The organism is Nostoc sp. DedSLP03, assembly GCF_034530815.1.
Taxonomy (GTDB): Bacteria; Cyanobacteriota; Cyanobacteriia; order Cyanobacteriales; family Nostocaceae; genus Nostoc.
In genome coordinates this window covers 1-5,018 of record NZ_JAVRCK010000187.1, presented here as the reverse complement: position 1 = coordinate 5,018, position 5,018 = coordinate 1, and the positions used below count along the sequence as shown (strand labels likewise).

Sequence of the window (5,018 nt, the reverse complement as noted above, 5' to 3'; positions counted from 1 at the left end):
ATGCACCCATCTATAAGTTTGACGTAGTTTGGCGCATCTTCATACAGAATTGGTATTAGCGTCCATCAATGGAGCTACGGTAGATTGATTTCTATCGTTCAAAGTCAAGTGGCTAAAACCGGAATTGTCATAGAGGAGTCAAAACAGCCGATTCGAGGTAGTTCACAGGAGAAAGCGAAAGAATTAGCGATCGCTGCTTACTATTCCCGCAAAATAAACTGATTGACAAAACACTGAACCTTGACAATAAAATAAGAAAATTCAACAGCGCCGCAGTTCATGCTTGTTACAAGCCTCTGTGCTGTGTAAATTTGGGTTAGTTTGACTGCTGTTAAACAACAGTCTTGCTTTCTGACCCTGGTAGCTGCCCACCTTGATGCTGCTATCCCTTGGGATAGGAATTAGGTGCGCCCCCAGTAATAGAGGTGCGGGTTTACCGCAGTGGTGGCTACTGAATCACCTCCGACCAAGGAGGAACCCACCTTAATTATTTTTTGGCATGGTAAAGCGGGGGCGATTTCCCAGGGACTCCTGCCAAAACTTTAAATCGCTTGTTTAATAAGGTTTATAGCCTTTAGTGTGTCAGTTGATTTCTTTTTTAAGTATTAACTGACGGGCGATTTTGGGAAACGTGACAAAAATGCCTTCATAACTATTGTTAAATCAAGGGTTTGAAGCGCAGAGTTTCAACACCCCTCCCAGCTAGAGGCGAGTTGAAAGAAGCCGCTATTCCATTCTTGTCTTTGCTCTTGGGGTTTCAACACCCCTCCCAGCTAGAGGCGGGTTGAAAGCAGCAAAATCATGCTTGGTCGCTGGTTCGCCAAGCGGTTTCAACACCCCTCCCAGCTAGAGGCGGGTTGAAAGCATCCTATAATATTGCGATTAATATTGCGATCGCATTTACTAAATTCGGTTTCAACACCCCTCCCAGCTAGAGGCGGGTTGAAAGTTTGTTATTTCATTATATTATAGGCAACACAATTTGAAGACAAAAAATTTGTTAAAAATGACATTAATCTGTTAACAGTGACAAATAATTAGTTAATGTACATTATCCATCAAGATTTTGCAGTCCTACTGCAATCTTACTGTGTTTTTCAATTTGCCCCATCACTTGTTTTGCGCGTTGAATAACTACGGCTGGTAAACCTGCCAATCTTCCCGCTTCAATTCCATAAGACTTATCAGCACCTCCTGGTTGAACTTGGTGTAAAAAGATAATTTGGTCGGGTAATTCTTTCACTGTCACTTGATAGTTAGCCACATTCGGGATAATGCTAGCCAGTTCATTTAACTCGTGGTAATGCGTAGCAAAAATTGTCCGCGATCGAATATCCACTGCTATATATTCTGCCACCGCCCAAGCGATGGAAAGACCATCAAATGTTGCTGTCCCGCGACCAATTTCATCTAATAATACCAACGATCTAGATGTAGCATGATTGAGGATATTTGCCGTTTCATTCATCTCCACCATGAAGGTAGATTGACCAGTCGCTAAATCATCTACTGCACCGACACGGGTGAAAATGCGATCGCATATTCCCAATCTGGCAAATCTCGCGGGTACAAAACTACCAATCTGCGCCATTAACTGAATCAATCCTACCTGACGCAAATAACAACTTTTGCCACTGGCGTTTGGCCCGGTAAGAATAATTAAATCGGGATTGTCATTTGTCTTTTGTCCTACCCTGCGGGAAGCCGCTGGCGCGTCTATGTCATTTGTCATTTGTTCTTGGTCATCTGCTAATGACTCTTGACCTAATTGCGTTGAATTCGGCACAAAGAACCCCGCAGGTAAAGACTGTTCCACCACTGGATGCCGACCATCAACAATGTTAAGCTCCCTCCCTGGCAATATTTCGGGACGACAGTAACCTTGATGTACAGCCAACTCAGCCAAACCACACAAGACATCCGCCGCCGCTACTGCACGAGATAAATTGCGAATTACTTCCGCCTCTTGTGCTACTTCTTCTCGCAACGCTGTAAAAATCTCATATTCCAACTGATTTAAATCTTCTCGCGCCGTCAAAATCCGAGCTTCCCGTTCCTTTAAATCGGGGGTGATGTAACGTTCCTCATTGGTCAGAGTTTGCTTGCGAATATAATTAGCGGGTACTTGGTCGGCTTTGGTGCGAGAAATACTGATGTAATAACCAAAGGTTTTGTTAAATCCTACCTTGAGGGTGGAAATTCCTGTCTTAGCTCTTTCATCAACTTCCAAATTGGCAATCCATTGCTGGTCTGCTTCTACAGTCGCCTTCCTTTCATCCAATAAGGGATTTACACTAGGGCGAATCAATCCACCTTCTTTAATTAGTATAGGTGGCGACTCTACAAGATGTGCGTGTAACTTTTGTGCTAATTCTTCCAACACACTTGGGACTTTCTGCAAAGCTTTGAGAAATGGAGAACGCGTCTCAACTACTAAGTTGGCTAATTCCGGTAAACGTGAGAGGGAATCTGCCAAAGCTACTAAATCTCTAGCATTCGCTGTACCAGAACCCGCCCTTCCTGTGAGGCGTTCTAGATCGTAAATTTGCTTTAACAAATGCCGCAAATCTTGACGCAGGGGCGTATTTTCCATCAATTCTTGGATGGTATCAAGACGTGCCCGAATGCCTTTAATATCGAGTAATGGTTGCAACAACCACCGCCGCAAAGCACGCCCACCCATTGCTGTACTCGTTTTATCTAACGCCCAAAGTAGGGAACCGTGAAAAGTGCCATCCCGGACGGTTTGGGTAATTTCTAAGTTACGGCGGGTTTGATTGTCAACAATTAGGTAGTCGGTGACAGTGTAGCTGCGGAGTCTTTGAAGAGTGACAGGGTTTTCTTTTTGAGTATCTTCCAGGTATTCCAGAAGACCGCCAGCCGCACGGACGGCGAGAGGAAGACGATCGCAACCGAGTCCTTCGAGCGATCGCACCTTAAATTTCTGCAATAATCTCGGTTTAGCTTCTCCTTGAGAAAAGGGAAGTTGCGATCGCAAACTATAACAAAATGATGGTGGCAAACACTCAGGAAGATGCGGCGAAGTTTCTCCCGGACGCAGCAAACTACCCAAATCAGGCGCATTTGTCGGAACTAACACCTCTGAAGGTTGCAAGCGCATTAATTCTTGGGTCAAATGTTCTAAATCGCTATCTTGAGTGGTGAGAAATTCTCCTGTAGAGATGTCTGCATAAGCTAAACCCCAATGATTTGCGGCAATTACTACTGCTGCTAAGTAATTATTGCGACTGGATTTGAGCATTCCTTCTTCTAGCAAAGTTCCAGGTGTCAGAATGCGCGTTACTTCCCGCCGCACCAATCTCCCCGCAGCTTCAGAAGCATCTTCAACTTGGTCGCAAATTACTACTGCATAGCCTTTTTCTACTAGCATTGTCGCATAGCGTTCCCAAGCGTGATGCGGAACACCAGACATCGCCACCCGTCCTTGTTCCCCAGCTTGCTTACTAGTGAGAACTAATTCTAATTCTTGCGCTATTTTTACTGCATCTTGGAAATAGCATTCAAAGAAATCTCCTACCCGATACAGCAATACCGCGTGAGGATATTTATCCTTTGTCTCGACATAATGCAAGTACATTTGACTTAACTTACTGCGATCCACCTGTAGATGGTCAGAAATAAAAGTACTTGCATCGGGCTTGGTAGATGGAGTTTCGGAGTGAGAGGCAGTCATAGATGCTATCGAGTTATGCACGGAAATTCCCCAAGATCCGATGATAACGTGATGTGAAAGTTGAATGGCGATCGCTCAAGGATATTTTACCTTTATCTGAAAAATGTTTTTTTTGATACAATGCAAAATTCCCAACTTCTTCATGAAGTCGGGAATCTGAACAACTAAATTCAAACAAAATTATTTCATCTTCTAAATTAGCAACCCCAAATTAAAGATGGTAAATGACTGATACCAATTTGAAAAATGATTGCGACAGATGGAAAACTGAAACACTTATCCAATGGAGATTTCACAATCCAAAATCTAAAATCGTTCGACTGAGCGGCTTGCCTTGAGCGAAGTCGAAAGGAGCCGAAGTCTAAAATCCAAAATGGTATGAGGTTGCAAGTCAAAAAATATTACTCCTCTTCTTCCTCTTCTTCGTCTTCTTCTCCAAACACTGCGTCTATAAGTTCTTGTGCGCGTTCGTCTGAAATATTTAAGGCTTCTTGAAGTTCAGAGATATAATCTTGTTCGTTTTCGGGTACTTCTTCGTCAATCCCTACTACTAAGATAGCTGTAATGTATGCAGCTTCGCGATAATTTCTATTGGGTAAGGATTCGATAGACTGGGCGATTAAATCTTCTGGTTCTTCTTCTTCAATCAAGCTGACGACTTTTTCGGTCAATTCTTCAAAGTCTTCTTCAGAGTAATCTTCAAATAAGTCAACCCGACCGAGAAATTCACTCAAAGCATATTCTTCTGTGGAAGAAATACCCTCACCATCAGCCGCAGCGGAAAACAACCCAAGAATTGCGATCGCCACTTCTGGTTCTAGAGCAACTGAACTAACACTACGGCCTTTGGGCAACTTGCGTTTAGACATAATTATCCTCTAAAAGTTACGTGATATTTCAGGAAGTCATATTTTGCGGTTTATCATGCTTCCTCGATTTATGATTCCCAAAAGAATGCAAAAATATACATTGGGATAAATCTTTTTTTCATAAAAAATACGCAGAGAGTATATTCATCTGCGTATAAAAACGGTTAAGTTTCCTTAAGCGATAAGATTTTTAGTACTTGTGTACGCTGCGTAGCCTACAAACCAGGGTTTTACCCCACCCTAACCCTCCCCTTATAAAGGGGAGGGAACTAGATTTCTTTTTTCCCCCCTTTATAAGGGGGGATTAAGGGGGGTAATTCGACTTGTGTGTACACATAATGTTATTTTGGCGTACGCAATTGCTGATTTGGCGTACGCAATTGCTGATTTAGCGAACGCAATTGCTGATTTGGAGTTCGCAATTGCTGATTTGGAGTTCGCAATTGCTGATTTGG

3 protein-coding genes are annotated in these 5,018 nt (G+C 43.0%); 1 reads left to right on the top strand and 2 read right to left on the bottom strand.

The window, feature by feature from the left end:
• Window positions 1-84 precede the first annotated feature (84 nt).
• A complete protein-coding gene (locus RM368_RS37870; RefSeq protein ID WP_416212297.1) occupies window positions 85-222 on the top strand; it encodes a hypothetical protein in 138 nt (45 codons plus the stop codon).
• Between the two features lie 829 nt (window positions 223-1,051).
• On the opposite strand, the gene mutS is transcribed toward RM368_RS37870, so the two are convergent.
• Together mutS and RM368_RS37860 are read right to left on the bottom strand one after the other, a co-directional pair.
• Window positions 1,052-3,694: a DNA mismatch repair protein MutS gene (mutS, locus tag RM368_RS37865; RefSeq protein ID WP_322698826.1), complete on the bottom strand. Its 2,643-nt coding sequence runs from the start codon at window positions 3,692-3,694 to the stop codon at window positions 1,052-1,054.
• Window positions 3,695-4,095: 401 nt separating this feature from the next.
• Window positions 4,096-4,563, bottom strand: coding sequence for a tellurite resistance TerB family protein (locus tag RM368_RS37860; protein ID WP_322698825.1), 468 nt, complete (start codon window positions 4,561-4,563; stop codon window positions 4,096-4,098).
• Window positions 4,564-5,018: the final 455 nt, after the last annotated feature.

Excerpts from the sequence above, each read along its gene's own strand:
- mutS (WP_322698826.1), bottom strand. The coding sequence starts at position 3,694 with ATGACTGCCTCTCACTCCGAAACTCCATCTACCAAGCCCGATGCAAGT.
- RM368_RS37860 (WP_322698825.1), bottom strand. The coding sequence starts at position 4,563 with ATGTCTAAACGCAAGTTGCCCAAAGGCCGTAGTGTTAGTTCAGTTGCT.